At 49.2% G+C, this 16,223-nt stretch carries 18 protein-coding genes; 1 reads left to right on the top strand and 17 read right to left on the bottom strand.

Features of this window, described 5'->3' with window-relative positions; all coding sequences use genetic code 11:
* The first annotated feature begins 31 nt into the window (after window positions 1-31).
* On the top strand, window positions 32-1,732 hold the full coding sequence (locus tag ADINL_RS06595; protein WP_036545070.1) for a sigma-54-dependent Fis family transcriptional regulator: 1,701 nt from the start codon (window positions 32-34) through the stop codon (window positions 1,730-1,732).
* A gap of 2 nt (window positions 1,733-1,734) precedes the next feature.
* Here ADINL_RS06595 and ADINL_RS06590 read toward each other — a convergent pair whose 3' ends face one another.
* The 17 genes from ADINL_RS06590 to rimK all read right to left on the bottom strand — a co-directional run bounded on the left by ADINL_RS06590 (window position 1,735) and on the right by rimK (window position 16,166).
* A complete protein-coding gene (locus tag ADINL_RS06590) occupies window positions 1,735-1,926 on the bottom strand; it encodes a 2-hydroxymuconate tautomerase (protein ID WP_036545068.1) in 192 nt (63 codons plus the stop codon).
* 81 nt (window positions 1,927-2,007) lie between these two features.
* Window positions 2,008-2,820 carry a SphA family protein gene (locus ADINL_RS06585; protein ID WP_161667736.1) on the bottom strand — a complete coding sequence of 271 codons (813 nt, stop codon included), beginning with the start codon at window positions 2,818-2,820 and terminating at the stop codon, window positions 2,008-2,010.
* Window positions 2,821-2,864: 44 nt separating this feature from the next.
* Window positions 2,865-3,656: a 2-oxo-3-hexenedioate decarboxylase gene (gene dmpH, locus ADINL_RS06580; RefSeq protein ID WP_036545066.1), complete on the bottom strand. Its 792-nt coding sequence runs from the start codon at window positions 3,654-3,656 to the stop codon at window positions 2,865-2,867.
* The gene (dmpG, locus tag ADINL_RS06575) at window positions 3,656-4,693 is read right to left on the bottom strand and encodes a 4-hydroxy-2-oxovalerate aldolase (protein ID WP_036545064.1); all 1,038 of its coding nucleotides are present in this window, start codon (window positions 4,691-4,693) and stop codon (window positions 3,656-3,658) included. The genes dmpH and dmpG overlap by 1 nt, the downstream gene beginning before the upstream one ends.
* Before the next feature lie 27 nt (window positions 4,694-4,720).
* Window positions 4,721-5,632, bottom strand: coding sequence for an acetaldehyde dehydrogenase (acetylating) (locus tag ADINL_RS06570; protein WP_036545062.1), 912 nt, complete (start codon window positions 5,630-5,632; stop codon window positions 4,721-4,723).
* A 52-nt stretch (window positions 5,633-5,684) separates the two neighbouring features.
* On the bottom strand, window positions 5,685-6,470 hold the full coding sequence (gene dmpE / locus ADINL_RS06565) for a 2-oxopent-4-enoate hydratase (RefSeq protein WP_036545060.1): 786 nt from the start codon (window positions 6,468-6,470) through the stop codon (window positions 5,685-5,687).
* A gap of 11 nt (window positions 6,471-6,481) precedes the next feature.
* The gene (locus ADINL_RS06560) at window positions 6,482-7,942 is read right to left on the bottom strand and encodes a 2-hydroxymuconic semialdehyde dehydrogenase (RefSeq protein WP_036545058.1); all 1,461 of its coding nucleotides are present in this window, start codon (window positions 7,940-7,942) and stop codon (window positions 6,482-6,484) included.
* Window positions 7,943-8,006: 64 nt separating this feature from the next.
* Window positions 8,007-8,930 carry a catechol 2,3-dioxygenase gene (locus ADINL_RS06555; protein WP_036545056.1) on the bottom strand — a complete coding sequence of 308 codons (924 nt, stop codon included), beginning with the start codon at window positions 8,928-8,930 and terminating at the stop codon, window positions 8,007-8,009.
* A 26-nt stretch (window positions 8,931-8,956) separates the two neighbouring features.
* A complete protein-coding gene (locus tag ADINL_RS06550; RefSeq protein ID WP_036545054.1) occupies window positions 8,957-9,277 on the bottom strand; it encodes a 2Fe-2S iron-sulfur cluster binding domain-containing protein in 321 nt (106 codons plus the stop codon).
* Between the two features lie 18 nt (window positions 9,278-9,295).
* Window positions 9,296-10,357, bottom strand: coding sequence for an NADH:ubiquinone reductase (Na(+)-transporting) subunit F (locus ADINL_RS06545; protein ID WP_036545052.1), 1,062 nt, complete (start codon window positions 10,355-10,357; stop codon window positions 9,296-9,298).
* Window positions 10,358-10,367: 10 nt separating this feature from the next.
* Window positions 10,368-10,730 carry a phenol hydroxylase subunit P4 gene (locus tag ADINL_RS06540; RefSeq protein ID WP_036545050.1) on the bottom strand — a complete coding sequence of 121 codons (363 nt, stop codon included), beginning with the start codon at window positions 10,728-10,730 and terminating at the stop codon, window positions 10,368-10,370.
* A gap of 88 nt (window positions 10,731-10,818) precedes the next feature.
* Window positions 10,819-12,321 (bottom strand): aromatic/alkene/methane monooxygenase hydroxylase/oxygenase subunit alpha, encoded by a 1,503-nt coding sequence (locus ADINL_RS06535; protein WP_036545048.1) that lies wholly within the window; start codon window positions 12,319-12,321, stop codon window positions 10,819-10,821.
* A 28-nt stretch (window positions 12,322-12,349) separates the two neighbouring features.
* A complete protein-coding gene (locus ADINL_RS06530; RefSeq protein ID WP_036545046.1) occupies window positions 12,350-12,619 on the bottom strand; it encodes an MmoB/DmpM family protein in 270 nt (89 codons plus the stop codon).
* A 13-nt stretch (window positions 12,620-12,632) separates the two neighbouring features.
* Window positions 12,633-13,619, bottom strand: a complete 987-nt coding sequence (locus tag ADINL_RS06525; protein ID WP_036545043.1) for an aromatic/alkene monooxygenase hydroxylase subunit beta — start codon at window positions 13,617-13,619, stop codon at window positions 12,633-12,635.
* A 27-nt stretch (window positions 13,620-13,646) separates the two neighbouring features.
* Window positions 13,647-13,955, bottom strand: coding sequence for a phenol hydroxylase subunit (locus tag ADINL_RS06520; protein ID WP_084154415.1), 309 nt, complete (start codon window positions 13,953-13,955; stop codon window positions 13,647-13,649).
* A gap of 259 nt (window positions 13,956-14,214) precedes the next feature.
* Window positions 14,215-15,258, bottom strand: coding sequence for a succinylglutamate desuccinylase/aspartoacylase family protein (locus ADINL_RS06515; RefSeq protein ID WP_036545042.1), 1,044 nt, complete (start codon window positions 15,256-15,258; stop codon window positions 14,215-14,217).
* Between the two features lie 2 nt (window positions 15,259-15,260).
* Window positions 15,261-16,166 (bottom strand): 30S ribosomal protein S6--L-glutamate ligase, encoded by a 906-nt coding sequence (rimK, locus tag ADINL_RS06510; protein WP_036545040.1) that lies wholly within the window; start codon window positions 16,164-16,166, stop codon window positions 15,261-15,263.
* Between the last annotated feature and the right edge of the window lie 57 nt (window positions 16,167-16,223).

Below are 16,223 nucleotides of genomic sequence, written 5' to 3'. Positions count from 1 at the left end.
TGCATATAATAAATACAAAAACAGGTAGAGCATGTCTGATACACGTTTGGCATTTCCAGACCTAAAACACCTAGTTGATAAGCTTCACTTTAACCCTGAAGAAGGCAAAATCTGGTTAGCTGAACAACGAACTGTTCTGATGGGTTTAGGTGCGCTATCCAGTTTTCGTAAAGAAATTATCACCACACTGGGCATGGAGCGTGGCAAAGGCTTTTTCATGCGCCTTGGCTATTATTCCGGGATGCGTGATGCCGAGTTAGCCAAAAAACTAAATCCCCACGCAACTCCTGATGAAGCCTTTTTAACCGGCCCTCAACTGCATTGCTTACGTGGTATGGTTAAAGTCGTGCCCTTGGTGCTGGAGTATGATCCGAAGAAAAAACACTTCTATGCCGAATTTGAATGGATTGACTCCTTTGAAGTAGAAATTTGCCGCATGAGCCTAGGGCAATTAAACGAGCCAGCCTGCTGGATGCTGTTGGGTTATGCCTGTGCCTATTCTAGTCACTTTACCGGGCTCGATATTCAATTTCGTGAAGTGGAGTGTCGCGGCCAAGGTGATCAACATTGCTATATTGTTGGCAAGGTGGCAACTGAATGGCCTGATCATGAAGAGTTTAGCCACTTTTTTAGAGAAGCTCCCTTAATTGATGAGCTGTATGAGCTTCAATCACGCATTGCTGATTTAGAGCAAAGTCTGGGCTTTCCTGAAGACCTGCCCAAAGCCATCGGTGAAGCACCGCCCTTTACCAGTGCATTAGAAATGATTGATCGTGGCGCCAATGCAGAAGTAACCATGCTTCTGATTGGTGAAACCGGCACAGGAAAAGAAGTACTCGCCCGACGCGTGCATAGTATGAGCACCCGAAAAGAGGGCCCTTTTGTAGCGATTAACTGTGCTGCAATCCCTCCTGAGCTGATTGAGTCAGAGCTCTTTGGGGTTGAAAAAGGTGCATTTACCGGTGCCACTCAATCTCGTAAAGGCCGTTTTGAACGTGCCAATGGCGGTACTATTTTTTTAGATGAGGTAGTTGAGCTTTCACCAAGAGCACAAGCCGCCCTGTTACGCGTTATTCAAGAAGGCGAACTCGAGCGTGTAGGTGATGATCAAACACGCAAAGTCGATGTACGTATTGTTGCCGCAACCAATGAGGACTTAGCAGAAGCCGTGAAAGCCGGTCGTTTTCGAGCTGATCTTTTCTATCGGATTAATGCCTATATGGTTGTGATTCCTCCCTTGCGAGAGCGGCAAAATGATATTGCATTGTTAGCAGAGCACTTTCGCAAACGCTACGAAAAATTGTACCGAAAAGCTACGCTTGGATTTACGGATCGGGCATTAGCGGCGCTACATGAGCATGATTGGCCGGGTAATATTCGTGAGCTCGAAAATACCATCGAACGCGGCATTATTCTGACCGATGAGCAGGGCTTTATTAACGAACAAAGCTTGTTCAATACCCGCTGGAAGCAAGAGAAGCCGGAAAGTGCTCAAGTCAGAAAGATCAATACACGCTCTGGACAGCTGGAAAACAGATCTGTTGAATCGCTAGTATTAGACTCACTGTCGGAACAGGTACTGTCTCAAGAGATCAGTATTGAAGCGGTTGAAAAAGCCTTAATCGACAAAGCGATGCAGAAATCTGACGGCAACATTTCTGCTGCCGCTCGATTGCTCGGGTTAACGCGGGCTGCTTTGGCCTATCGATTAAAGCGTAGTGAAGAGCCTTAAGATTAGCGACCCAGTGCCTTAGCCGATTTTCCAGCTATACCAAAATGCTGCTTTGGCATCTCGGTAATAATAACCCTCACTGCTTCAATCGGCGCATCCAGCGATGAAGCGATGGATTCAGTCACAGATTCAATTAAGCGCTCCTTTTGAGCATCACTACGCCCTTCCATAATGTAGAGCTGAGCAATTGGCATAACACTCTCCTATCAGGGATTCACCATCTACTTGGCAGGTTTAGCTAAGCATCATGATGAATCCCCTATTAATAAAGATGATCAAAACACCTTGGTTAGCGCGACTCTAAACTTAGTGCCTTCAAAACCTTGCTTGACGCTATGTTCTTGGTAGACACCGGCATCAATTCCCATCATCAGTTGTGGCCAGAAATAACCTGCTGAAACACCCACGGCATGGGTTTCAGCTTTACCACCTTCCAGCTCCCAACGGCTGTAACCGACAAGACCCAGATCCAGCAGTCCGTGATGTTTACCTAGCCCCCATTCAACCACCAACTCGTCATTCACACTGCTCTTATCTGCGATTTCGTAACGTGATAAAGCCGAGAAAGAAAGATCTTTTTCATCGTTGAAGAAATAGGTGCCACCCAGCGTCAGCATCAGTTCGGTATAGCCAAATCCAGGATCAGCGGGACGACTGCTTTTACCGGTGGGACTCCAAATACCAGCGGCAGCGACTGCATCCCAGCGATCACCATGCCAACCAATCAAGGAGCCGACGAACAGGTCACCGAGTCCGGTTTGTTTGTCACGCACCATACCATTCCCAATATCCAGATCCGTTCTGACCATGGGCAAAATCGCCTCAAAACCCAGTTGACCACCGAGCACTTCGGTTTCGGTGACCCAGATAAAACGGTGTGCCAAAGCATCCACCTTCACACTGCTATTCGGTGGTAAACCATCCGCTTTATCCGCATCATAGTGAACCGCGTAACCACGGTAATAGACACCCGGCGGCGGTACAACGGCTGATTTCACCCCCTCAATGCCAGGCACGTATTGCCCGGCTTGAGAGACTAAGGGGGATAGTAGTAACGCAGTTAATGCGCAGGCTTTTAACGTATTCATCATGTTTCCTTTATTACTGTTATTGTTGGAATACAACATTCAGGTTAAACAAATTTAGCCGTAATCGTTCCCAGATCCTGATAACGGATATTGATCGAATCGCCTCGATTCACCGTGACAGCGGCGGTGATACCCCCCGTCATAATGAAAGTACCTGCAGGGATCTCTTCTCCTCGCTCTCCCAGCATATTTGCCAGCATCGCCACGGAGGCTGCAGGGTGTCCGAGTACAGCCGCACCCGCGCCCGTAGCCACCACTTCGCCGTTGATCTCCATCACCACGCCTAAGGTGGTCACATCCACATCTTCCAAACGGGCCATACGACCGCCGGTGATAAATCGAGTCGAACTGGAGTTATCCGCAATCACACTCTTCAAATCGAACTTAAAGTCCTTGTAGCGTGAGTCGATCACTTCCACGGCAGGAATGATAAAGTCAGTAGCGCGCATCACATCACCAATGTGAACACCTGGGCCTTTTAAGGGCGCTTTGGTAACAAAGGCGATTTCCGCTTCGATCTTGGGATGGATCAATTCATCCATCTTGATCTCGCCGCCTTCCGGCACACTGAAGTAATCCGCTAGGTAGCCATAGCACGGGTGTTCCACACCCATCTGCGCCATCTTCGCCCAAGAGGTCAGGCCCATTTTCATGCCCACGACTTTATGGCCGCGAGCTTCTTTGCGACGTCTGACTTCCCACTGCACATCAAAGGCATCTTCGTAGGTCATCTCGGGATACTGATCGGTGACCTTGGTGATTTCGTAGGCTTTCAATTCCGCCTCTTCACAGTAGGTGGCCAGTTCTTCAATTTGTGCGCGTGTTAGATTTCCCATTACTTGGCTCCTTGGGCTTGTTTCTGTTTTGCCATGGTGAGGGCAAGGTCTTCGATCATATCTTCCTGTCCACCCACGGTGCCGCGACGACCGAGCTCTACCAAGATGTCACGGGCTTGAATGCCGTATTTCTTCTCAGCGCGTTGCGCAAACAGCAGGAAGGAGGAATAGACACCGGCATAGCCCAACGTCAGGGCATCACGGTCAACGCGAATCGGTTGATCCATCATCGGAACGACCAGATCTTCGGCCACATCCATGATTTTGTAGAGATCGATTCCAGTGCTGACCTGCATGCGATCCAGTACGGCACAGAAGACTTCTAACGGCGTATTCCCTGCCCCAGCGCCAAGACCTGCAACCGAGCCATCGATACGTGTCGCACCGGCTTCAATCGCGGCCAGTGAGTTGGCGATACCCATGCCTAGGTTATGGTGACCGTGGAAGCCGATCTCGATGTTAGACGGCAGTTCTGCTTTGAGTAGGCCGATTCTGGCGGTCACATCATCCGGCAGCATGTAACCGGCGGAGTCAGTGGCATAGATACAGTTCGCACCGTAACCGACCATCAATCTGGCTTGCTCCAGAACTTTTTCAGGCTCAACCATGTGCGCCATCATCAGAAAGCCCACGGTATCCATCCCCATTTTGGCCGCCATGCCGATATGCTGTTCGGATACATCGGCTTCGGTACAATGAGTCGCGACACGAATAGTGCTGACGCCACAGTCTTTCGCCATTTTTAAGTGATCGACGGTGCCGATACCAGGTAATAGCAACGCAGAGATTTTGGCGTTTTTCATCTGCGGGATCACGGCCTTGAGGTATTCCTCATCGCTGTGGGCAGGGAAGCCGTAGTTCACGGACGCACCGCCGAGACCATCCCCGTGAGTGACTTCAATCAGCGGCATCCCCGCTTCATCCATCCCTTTGGCAATAGCGACCATCTGTTCAATGCTGATTTGATGACGTTTAGCATGCATCCCATCACGCAAGCTCATGTCGTGCAGAGTGACCTGTTTACCTTGTAAATTCATTTTCTTCTCCTTAACCTTGGCTGGGCTTCAACCACGGGCAGGTAATGTAATAACACCATTGGCAGCTTCTTCAGCAAACATCTCCGCCGTGCGAAGGCCTGCTGCGGTCATGATGTCGAGGTTGCCTGCGTATTTAGGCAGGAAGTCACCAAGGCCTTCTACTTCCATAAAGCAAGACACGCGATTGCCATCAAAGACCGGGCCATTGACCAAGCGATAACCGGGTACGTATTTCTGTACCTCCTTCACCATGGCATGCACGGATTCGGTGATTGCGGCTTGATCCGGTTCGCTCTCGGTCAAGCAGTGGATGGTGTCACGCATCATCAGTGGCGGTTCAGCCGGATTAATAATGATGATCGCTTTACCCTGCTTGGCACCGCCTACTTTTTCTACTGCACTGGCGGTGGTACGGGTGAACTCATCAATGTTCTGACGCGTTCCAGGACCGACAGATCGAGAAGAGACGGTGGCGACGATTTCGCCATAGGCAACGGGTTGGACACGTGAGACTGCCGCCACCATCGGAATCGTCGCTTGTCCACCACAGGTGACCATATTGACGTTCATCTCTAGGTTTTTGGCATGATCGGTTAGATTCACTGGGGGCACACAATAAGGACCAATCGCCGCCGGTGTCAGATCGATCATAATCACGCCCAGTTCATTCAACTTGCGGCTGTTTTCTGCATGCACATAAGCGGAGGTAGCATCAAAGGCGACACGGATATCGTCTTCGATCACGTGAGGTAAGACGCCGTCCACACCCGTGGCACAGGTTTTAATGCCCATTGCGGCCGCACGTTTTAAGCCTTCGGATTCGGGGTCAATACCAACCATCCACACCGGTTCAATCCATTCTGAACGCTGCATTTTCATCAGCAAGTCGGTACCGATATTGCCGGGACCGATGATGATCGCTTTGAGTTTTTTACTCATGATTTATATTCCTGTCGTTATGCTGTTCGCTGAGTCAATCAAGTGTGTCGGATCAAACAAAGCGCACAGAAGCCTTGCCGATACCACCGATACTCAAGCTCATAAAGTCCCCTGCCTGAACAGGTTCCAGTGGCACCAGCGAACCGGACAGAATCACTTCACCCGCTTTTAGTGGAATACCGAAGTGACCCAAGGTATTGGCTAACCAGGTAACACAGTTCACCGGACTGCCCAGAGCAGCCGCACCGGCACCGGTGCTAATCACGGAGCCGTTCTTCTCCACCACCATACCGCAGGTAGCTAAATCGACTTTGCGTGGATCAACGGCACGATCACCGAGAACAAACAGACCGCAAGAGGCGTTATCTGCCACCGTGTCTTGAATCTTGATCTGCCAGTTTTCAATGCGGGAATCGACCACTTCAAAACAGGGCATCACGCATTCAGTTGCGGCCAACACATCGGCATTGGTAATGCCGGGGCCTAACAGGTCTTTTTTGAGGATAAAGGCGATTTCACCTTCGGCACGCGGTTGCATTAAGCGCGTGGAGATCGGCATCTCTTCGCCTTGGCTAAAGGCCATGGCATCGGTCAGGTAACCAAAGTCGGGTTGATGCACATTGAGCATGTTCTGTACCGCTTTTGAGGTCACACCGATCTTTTTACCGATGATGCGCTCACCCGCCGCAAGACGACGCTCCAGCATACGTAGAGAAATGTTGTAGGCATCATCGAGGGTGATATCGCTGAAACGTTCTGTCAGAGGGCGCAACGCCTTACGCTGCACCATCGCTTCAAAGAGTTCATCACCGCAGGCTTGAATCTGTTGCTTTTCCATCGTCGTGATCCTTATAGCTTGATACAGATGTTTTTGAGCTCGGTGTAAAACTCCAAGCCATGCACGCCACCTTCACGGCCAATACCTGACTGTTTCGCGCCACCGAAAGCGGTCCGCAGGTCGCGTAGGAACCAAGAGTTCACCCACACCAAACCGGCTTCAATCTGTTCGGCCACACGTATGGCGCGTGAGGAGTTTTCGGTCCAGATAGCCGCCGCCAAACCGTATTCCGTATCATTGGCAAGTTGAATCGCTTCTTCTTCAGTATCGAAAGGACGGATATGGCAGCATGGGCCAAAGATCTCTTCACGAATGACGCGGGCATCATCGGATAGACCTGTCCAGATGGTCGGTTCAATCCAAGCGCCGCCGTTTAACGCTTCACCCATATCCGGAATACCCCCACCGATTTCAACGGTGGCACCTTCTTCAACGGCTAGGTCATAGTAGTACTTGACCTTATTACGGTGCTCTAAGCTGACCAGCGGACCAAAGTTGGCGGCAGGATCTTCTGGACGACCGAGTTTCAGCTTGGCCACCTGCTCTTTCATGCGCTTGAGAAAAGCGTCATAGACTGGGCGCTCAATATAGACACGCTCGGTGCCCAAGCAGACTTGACCACAGTTCACAAAGGCGGAACGCATGGTGCCTTCCACCGCTTTTTCCAGATCACAATCAGCAAATACGATGGCCGGGTTTTTACCACCCAGTTCCATGGAGATGTTGCGCAAACCCACGGATGCCGCTTTCATGATTGCTTCACCGGTACGGGTTTCACCAGTAAAGGTGATGGCATTGACCAAGGGATGCGTGGTTAAAAACTCACCGGCAGAGTTAGGACCAAAGCCATGCACGACGTTAAAGACACCCGGTGGTACTCCGCACTCGTTCATCACCTCGCCCAACAGAGTCGTGGTGGCTGGCGTTTCTTCAGAAGGCTTCACCACCACGGTATTACCGCAAGCGAGTGCAGGGCCGACTTTGAAGGTCATCAACAGCAACGGCAGGTTCCATGGGCTGATAACAGCTATAACACCTTTAGGAGTGCGCTGTCCGACATTCAATGCGCCCAACCCATCAGGCGTATCCAGTTTGAAGGCTTCCGTGGGATGGTTGGCCAGGGTTTCCGAAAAGGCAGTAAAGTTGGCCGCACCGCGTGGAATGTCGATATGGCTAGCAATACTGTATGGCTTACCGGTATCGCGGCATTCTGCTGCTAAAAACTCATCAAAACGCTCATTAATTCGATCCGCTACGCGATTCAACATCGCGGTTCTAGCGGCTTGAGTCATCTTGCCCCATGGGCCTTTTAAGGCGGCTTTAGCCGCTTTTACCGCTTGGTCGACCTCTTCACGGCTAGCTTCATGTACCAGACCGATCAGGCTGTTATCCACCGGACAACGGTTTTCAAAAGTTTTTCCACTCGCGGAAGCGACATAGGCCCCGTTAATGAAATGTTTAAATTCATTCATCGTGCTTTCTCATACACAGACTAAAAGACAGGCGCTAATGACACGGCATTAGCGCCGATTAAGATCAGGTCAACGCCGTTAAGAAACGCTCATTCAGTTGACGATCGTGATAGAAAATGGCTTTTCCAAGGTCTTCCGCTTTCCAAGTCACCGTCTCGTGATCGGGGTAGTGATAATCACCACCAGCAAAAACCTCATTACGATTACCGGATGGATCAAAGAAATAGATTGTTTGGCCATGAGTTAAGCCATGACGGGTTGGGCCAATATCAATCGAAGTGTCTGTCATTGAAATGAGATCGGCGGCCTTGAGCACATCCTGCCAAGTTTCAAGATAAAAAGAGGCGTGATGGAACTTGTTCTTTTCTGCATGTTTAATAAATGCAATGTCGTGTGCTTTCATTGATGCGGTTAAAAACAACGCAACGCGATTCTGCTCAGGGTCAACGACTTGCTCAGCTAAATCAAAGCCGAGTACATCTCGGAAGAGCGTCAGATTTCCTTCAAGGTCATCGCCGTATAGCAAGCAGTGATCGAAGCGGTTGGCTTGCATTCCTTTTAAGCCGCGTGGCCAAGCCTCTGGATTAACGCTGCTAATTCCCCACTTGCCTGTTTGCTCTTTGGTGGCAAAAAGTTCAAAGGTATGACCTGTCGGCGCCACAAACTGCATGCGACGGCCGCAATCTTTCAAATCACCAGATGGTAATTCGGTTACAGAGATACCCAAGGCACGGATTTCTTCAGCCAGAGAGTCCAGAACGGATTCGTTTAGGCATTTAAAACCCATAAAATCCATACCTGGCTCATCAGCTTCTTTAAGAATAACGGAGTATTTATCCACTTCCGTCCAGGCTTTGAGATACACGCGACCTTGGTCATCGGCATCCATCTCAATCAAGCCCAGTAGGTCAACATAGTGTTTACGGGCTTCTTCAAGATCCAATACACGAATTTGAACATGTCCTGGACGCATTACACCTTTTTTCATGATCGTTTCCTCTTATATTTGTTATGTCACGCTGTTTGTTGTGTTGATAGATCGTTGAAGTAGTCTGATTCAATCACCAGATCACTCTCTGGAAAGACTCGACAGGCGAGAGCAAAACCCGCCTCTGCTTCATGTTCATTGATATGGGCTTTACTCATCCGCTTGGTGTGAAAGGCACCTTCCAACACCTTGATTTTGCACAGTCCACAACCACCCCCTCGGCACCCCACCTGGATGGCCTGTTGACACGCTTTCTCCATGGCGTGTAACAACAGCTCACCTTCGGGCACTGAAAATGCTTGCTGTCGGTTGGTAACCTGAATCTGAAAATGACGTTGGGCATTCATCTCATCAGACCCTCATGCCTAAATTCGCTTAAACAGTGCTGATCGAGTTTCAGACTCAGCACCATCTGCGGCGGTCAGGAATTTCTCCATATGGATATCTGCTTCAAAGACACGCCCTTGCATCAAGGCACTAATGGCAGAATCGATCATCGGTGGAGGGCCGCACAGATAGGCTTTATGGCCTGCAAATTTACCGTCAAAATGATCAATAGCGGCTTCATGAACATAACCCGTAAAACCTTGCCACTGATCTTCAGCCGCAGGGGCATTTAAAGCCGGGATGTAATGAAAATTACTGTGTTTTTCAGCCAGCTCGGTTAACAGATCCCGGTTATAGAGCTCAGACAGGTTTCGTGCGCCTTGGAACAGATAGATTTGACGTGTATCTCCCTGCTCCAAGAGATCCATAATCATCGACTGAGGGCTGGATAAACCCGATCCCCCAGCGATAAAGATCACATCTTTAACATCCGACTTACGCACAAAGAACTGCCCGTAAGGACCTGACAGTGACAGCTCATCACCCTCTTTCAGGGTTTCATGCAACCAGGTCGTCGCCGCACCGCCAGGTACTAATCGCACATGGAGTTCGACAATCGCTGAATGAGAGGGCGAGTTAGCAATGGAAAAAGCGCGACTGCCTTCCACATCAGGTATTTCCAGATTGATATACTGCCCCGCTTGAAAGGTGATCGGATGATCCAATTCAAGCGTGATCCCTTTAATAGTGGGGGATAAATCATCAATATTGATTACTTTGGCGCTAAAGTCTTCAACAGAATAGCCTTCAAAGTCAGGATCAACATCGATATCCGCTTCTATCACTAGGTCAGATTCCGGAATGGCACAGCAGGCCAACACCTTACCTTCATCACGCTCAACATCCATCAGGGCAAAGGGTGATGCATTACCCAAATCTGCATCCCCTTCCACCACTTGAACTTTGCAGGTACCACAAGTGCCATGACCACAGGCAAACGGCAACCAAACGCCTTGACGGAGCGCAGCATCCAAGATGGTTTGCCCCTCTTCTACTTCGATCACATCACCCGTAGGTTCCACTGTCACTTCGTAAGTCATGACCTGCTCCTTAAACCGCTTTGCCCTGAAACCCTGTCAGCTCAGGTGTTTGGAATCTCAATACCGATTTGTGGCCCACACCTTGTGCTTGGAGTGACTGGTTGAGATCGGGGGTGAAAGGCTGGTTATCCAGCAACCAAGTCGCTTTTTCCCAATTGATTTTTGCGAACTCCTCATGCAGTCCAAACGCTTCAGGAATGACTTGGTCACGCAACTCGGCAAAGGTCATGGTCGGGGGCAGTGCATAAGCAAAGGGCGCACAGAACATCAAATGACGATCCCACGCGACATACACAATTTGATTTCCGTGAAAATTTTCAACTCTGTCCCGTGCCTGCACTTTGTAGTCAGGCGTAATGGCTCTTACTGACATAATCGTTTCCTATCTCTGGAGCCACCGAAGTGGCTCTACTACGGATTACTTTTAAGGATTAACCTTGAGGGATGAACGCTGAAGAGAATTAAGCGACACCCTTCCACTCTTTCCAGCGCTGTTCATCGGGTGAACCCTTAATGTCTAAGTTGTCAGCGCCGAGGTTCAGTTTGTAGTAGTCGCGCAGTACTTCTTCCACGCTGGCACCACCACAGTTTCCTTGATAAATCTGATGCACGGGCAACCAGGACTGAACATACTTTTCAGGTTCTTCATCAAAGATGTGTTTACAGCCGTCAGAGCAGAAGTGGTATTTCTCCCCTTCGTAATCGCTTGAGCGATAGGCAATTTGGGTGGGATCATCCATCTCGGTAAAGCCCATCGGAATCTGACAGGTAGTACAGAGTTGCGGCAGTGCCTGGCTGTAGAAGCGCTTACCTTCCGCTTCCATTTTCTTCGCCAGCTCCCAACGAGGACGATAGTATTTGTCGAAGGTATCGGGGTATTTTTCACTCAACCAATCCAGCTCCTCATCACTGGGGATCCAGGTGTGGAAACCAGCGGCGTGGCCATAGTTGTAGAAAATCCACCAAGCTTGATGAGAAACGTGCTCTTTCTCTTTTTCAGTCACTTCAACAAACTTCGGCATACGGATGCCGTAGCGAGCCAAGTCTTTGAATAGCGCACCACCAGCTTCTTCAAAGTAGACTTCCCAGGCTTCTTTCCAGGACATCACTTTATTAGGCAACATGTAGTCCATCATCATCGCAACAATGGATAGCAAGCGCGTGCCACGCCAGAACCATTTATCAATCCATTTCTGCACAATCGGCACGTTATCTTCGTGTTGTTCCAGCAGGAACTTGATGATTTCCAAACCCAAGGTCATATGACGTGCTTCATCGGATTGAGCGGAGAAGCCGAACGTACAGGTCGCCATATCGCCGTTATGCGCCGCACCCGACATAAAAGGAACGAACAGCAGGTTGGTTAAGACATATTCAAAACTGAAGCTGATGGCAATCAGGAACTCAAATGGCCCTGCACTGCGCGCATCGTCAAAGAAGGATTTCGGCACTGACAAGTACCACACGCGATCATGCATGTGTGTCCAATCCTGGAAGCCATCAAAGTACTTGTTGTAGTGGCTCATGGCGTGAATTTGGGTTTGCACATGACGCAACTCATCGATCGATTGCATCTGGCAAGCCACACGAGCACCTGCACCGCCAAACTGACGACCGACATGCGCATAACCTTGGTAGGCTTGATACTCTAAAGGAGAGACACCGGTTAAAAATATTTTAATGGCATTCACATATCGCGCATCAGTGACATTTAAATGACCATTGTTTTGTGCAAAGGCATCAAATATGGCGTAGAGTTTTTTCTCTTTTTCAGCCTGATATTTCCAGTAGGCATCCATTGTTAATCTGAAGGGATCTTCCCATTTAGACCAATCGGTAATTTTGATGCCTTCAAACTCTTCATAAGGAAATGCTTTTTTACGATCGACATAGGAATATTCCCAATCGAGATCTCGAGTTAACAATCTGTACTTGTCTTTTAAATTAAGTTTTTTAGCTGACATTTTCTGACCCTTTTTATTTTAATAACAATCAAACATTCCAGCTTAAACTGAGCTGATCATCATCTTCATCGACATTGCCACCCAGCGTGATGAGATTGAGATGTAACTCTTGAACATTCCAATCACGACCCATTTTTTCTTCGACAGTTTCACGTTTAACAACCAGATAGTTTTCATTCTCAATGCGAATCATGGCGGGTTGGTGAATCACCGTGGCATCCAGGTTGTCTTGTTCAATGGCCTCAATGATGTAGCGTGACTCGTCGTTGTCTTGTAACGCGATATATACTTTGGACATGTTGCTAAACCCCTTAGGCTGTTATTCCGGCTTTTTTAATGCGCTTTTCAAGTTCTGCAACGGCCAAATTAAGCGCTTCTGGTTCAAGCAGTTCTTGAATAACAGGCTTCAAGGCATCCAGCACTTTCGACTGCCATTTCTCAGTCCAAGCATGCAGCAGGGCTTTATTCTCATCTGATTCTGATGCAACCGTTTTCAACACAGAATCGAACCATTTACTTACATCCTTGTTCCAAGCCTGCATAAACTCGGTCAGCATAGCGATGTCACGACCACCCATTGCTGCGAGCTTGCCATCCAGTTGTTCGTAGAAAAGGTTGAACACCAACGTATCCATGACCAGGTTCTGCGCCAGCACCACTTCGAACCAGTCTTCGACAGTGGTCATCTCTTCGCACAGCGCACGCATACCCTGCCAGGCAGGATTTTCCATCCAATGCTGCTTGGATTCGATTAAGGATTGACCGGTATTACCATCCAGCATCAGACCGATACGTGATAAGTATTGAGCAATGCCCAAGCGATCCATGGCGTTATATAACAGGGCTTGAGTTATCGCCGTACCATAACCAAAAGCACAGCCGTACATATTGTTTAAATTAGCAGTGTTCTCGATATGTCTTAGGGGTATTAAATAAGTAATAAGTAAGTTTTCAACATCATCACTTAAATAGCCTGCCAAGTTACGCTTTTCGAAAAAACCATAACTACTTTCTGCCGATTCCTGCATTTTGGCGCGTTGTTGAACATAAGCACCATAATAGAATTGGCGTGGATCTTTTAACGCATACCAATCTTCCATGACGATTTTGGTACGGTTTTTATCGTTCAATTCAAATTCAGGTTGCCATAGTGGGCGATAATGAAAGTTAGTTTCTGCCTGCAGGTCATAGGTTGCTTCCTGATAACGTGATGCGGGTTTATCACCAAATCGACGTTCGATATTGGCAAAGGTATTGCGCACTGGCTCCAGTGTTGAAGTTTTAATTTCAATGGTCATAAGCGTCACTCAAAGTTGATGTTATTGTTATTCAACAGAACGGTTGTGATTCTTGCTCATTAGCGTATCTTCGCCGTAACGCCACTTTTCTAATTCCGCATCAACTTCCGCCATCTGCTCATCGGTCATGTGAATGACGTGATTGTTTTTGCAGAAGGCTTCAAATGCGACGGGTGGCATAATCAGCTCAACAAAAAGAGAGGGATCTTCGATCGCAAAATCGAATTCGACAAAACGGGCACCCGGCTCACTACGAACCCGAATATATTTTTTCAGGCCATCGACACCTGTTCGAAGACGGGGCAAGGGATTGTGGTAAACATGCAAATCTGGCATTGCGTAACCTCTGACTTTTTATGTTGTTATATCGTCATTGTCAGAAGTGTTAGAGCAAAGGCTGTGCCAGTTTCTCGAAATAGCGATTAAATAGAGCCATTTAGAAACTCAACACATTAAAAATGAATGGTTTTTTCAAAACAGGAGGACTGGCAGATTTTTAGAGGCGACCTTGAAATGGATGGCTAAGGCAGAAAAAATTAATGAAATGATGAATTGGTAAACCCGGATTCATCATTTCATTAACTGATACAGAGGATCACAACAGATCCGCAAACGGATGATTATCCGCTTCGAGCGTTTCCTGAAAGGTTCCCACACGATCTGCAACGAGATCAGTACGGTGGAACTGGGCAATATGAATCAGTGCATCACCTTCATTCACCAAGGGCAGTTTCAGTTGACCGATCACGATCCCGCTCATGGGCGACCAGATTTCCTCTTCCGCTTCACCGAAAGGATCAGCCACCACGCCCAGAAGCGTTTGATCGCGGGTAACGCGATCCCCTTCCTTGACCTGTGCACGAAAGATACCGCTTTGCGGAGATCTGACCCAGTTGCTGGAACGGGCTACCAGCGGCTCTTTGAATCCGGCTTTGCGTGATTTAGGCAACATGTCCAGTGCTCGCATAACACTGAGAATACCGTTCACGCCACCGCGAATGGAGACTTCATCAAAGCGTAACGCCTCTCCTGCTTCGTACACCAGAATCGGGGTTTTCTTCTCGAAGGCGGTTTGACGCAAGGACCCCTGTCGCAAGGGTGCATTCAGGATGACCGGGGTGGAGAAGGCTTTAGCCAGTGCCAGGGTTTCCGGGTCATCCAGGTTGGCACGAATATGTGGCAGATTGTAGCGGTTGATTGCACCGGTATGCAGATCGATCCCATGAGTCGCCTTGCTGACAACTTCTTTCAAAAACAGGCGTGCAGTTCTGGCCGCCAGCGAACCTGTTGGAGAACCGGGAAAGCTGCGGTTCAGGTCGCGCCGGTCAGGCAGGTAACGGCTCTGGTTAATAAAGCCAAACAGGTTAACGACCGGCACCGCCATCAGAGTGCCTTTCATGCGGTTCAGTGCAGGCAAGCGCATCAGGCGACGAATGATCTCAACACCGTTGATTTCGTCACCATGCAAGGCAGCACAGACAAACAGCACGGGGCCAGCCTGACGTCCACAGATCACTTGTACCGGCATGACAGCAGGTGTATGGGTATAAAGTTTACCCACTTCCAGATCAACGGTGCAGCGCTCTCCCGGCTGTATTGTGACAGATCCAACAGTAATCGGTTGATTGCGCCGCGCCATGCTTATCCCTGCCCTTTAGTCTGGGTACGGTTAGGTTTTGCGTTTTTTTCGATAAACTGAATAATCAGGTCGGCAATATCTTTACCGGAAGCCGCTTCAATTCCTTCAAGCCCTGGTGATGAGTTGACTTCCATCACCACCGGACCATGATTGGATCTTAGCAGGTCCACACCACACACATTCAATCCCATCACCTTGGCAGCACGCAGTGCTGTAGCACGCTCTTCCGGGGTAATGCGACAGAGTGTTGCGGTGCCGCCACGATGCAGGTTGGAGCGGAATTCACCCTCCTTCGCCTGACGCATCATCGCTGCGACTACCTTGCCGCCAACCACAAATGCACGAATATCGCTGCCTTTGGCTTCCTTGATAAACTCCTGTACCAGAATGTGCTGTTTCAGGCCCATAAACGCCTGAATAACACTTTCAGCAGCCTGATTGGTTTCCGCCAGCACGACACCAACACCCTGAGTCCCCTCCAGCAGCTTAATCACAGCAGGTGCTCCGCCGACGATACTAAGAAGGTCTTCGATATCGTCAGGAGAGTGGGCAAAACTGGTCACGGGCAAACCGATACCACGCCGCGACAACAGCTGCAGGCTGCGAAGTTTATCCCGTGAGCGGGAAATGGCGACGGATTCATTCAGCGGATAGACGTTCATCATCTCGAACTGGCGCAGTACAGCCGTACCATAAAAGGTCACAGATGCCCCGATACGCGGAATTACCGCGTCGAAGTTTTCCAGCACCTCGCCCCGATAGTGGATCTGTGGATTGTGCGCAGCAATGTTCATATAGCAGCGCAGCGCATCCACGACTCTGACCTCATGCCCGCGATTCCTGGCGGCTTCGACCAGCCTGCGGGTTGAGTAGAGCTTGGGGTTACGTGAAAGAATAGCAATTTTCATACAGGCACTCCGCCGTCGGCGACCAGATCGTTGGTTCAATATACACGTTGATTGGGT

It is taken from the genome of Nitrincola lacisaponensis (assembly GCF_000691225.1).
Taxonomy (GTDB): domain Bacteria; phylum Pseudomonadota; class Gammaproteobacteria; order Pseudomonadales; family Balneatricaceae; genus Nitrincola; species Nitrincola lacisaponensis.
The sequence above is the reverse complement of the archived record's forward strand: the minus strand, read 5'-3'. Positions and strand labels throughout refer to the sequence as shown.